1 pseudogene and 1 other annotated feature are annotated in these 631 nt (G+C 65.3%); the pseudogene reads left to right on the top strand.

From position 1 onward, the window contains the following. A pseudogene (locus ACFPPB_RS20390) lies at positions 1–631 on the top strand (IS3 family transposase); the annotation flags it as partial. Continuing rightward, positions 175–291 (top strand) — a sequence feature (AL1L pseudoknot). Its footprint overlaps the pseudogene before it by 117 nt.

Below are 631 nucleotides of genomic sequence, written 5' to 3'. Positions count from 1 at the left end.
GATGGCGCCGAAGATCGGCTGTGTGCCGCAGACGTTGCTGGGCTGGGTCCAGCGGCACGAGGTCGACGCCGGTGTTCGCGGCGGCGTGACCACCGCCGAAGCGCAGCGTGTGAAAGAGCTTGAGCGTGAGGTCAAGGAGCTGCGCCGGGCCAACGAGATCCTGAAGCTGGCCAGCGCGTTTTTTGCCCAGGCGGAGCTCGACCGCCGACTCAAGTCCTGAGGGACTTCATCGACGAACATCGGGGCACCTTCGGGGTCGAGCCGATCTGCAAGGTCTTGCAGGTCGCCCCGTCGGGATATCGACGCCATGTGGCGCTTCAGCACGACCCGCAACGACGCTGTGCCCGAGCCAAGCGCGACGCGATGCTGGTGCCGGAGATCGAACGTGTCTGGAGAGGCAACATGCAGGTCTACGGTGCTGACAAGGTCTGGCGGCAGCTGGCACGCGAGGGGATGACGGTAGCGCGGTGTACGGTTGAGCGATTGATGCGGCGGCAAGGCTTGCGCGGTGTGATGCGCGGCAAGGTCGTGCGCACGACGGTCAGTGATGGCAAGGCGCCGTGCCCACTGGATCGGGTCAATCGACAGTTCCGTGCCGAGCGACCGAACCAGCTCTGGGTCTCGGATTTCA

This window comes from Rhodanobacter terrae (assembly GCF_042657005.1).
In the GTDB taxonomy this organism is placed as follows: Bacteria; Pseudomonadota; Gammaproteobacteria; order Xanthomonadales; family Rhodanobacteraceae; genus Rhodanobacter; species Rhodanobacter terrae.
This window is presented reverse-complemented; position numbering and strand designations above follow the sequence as displayed.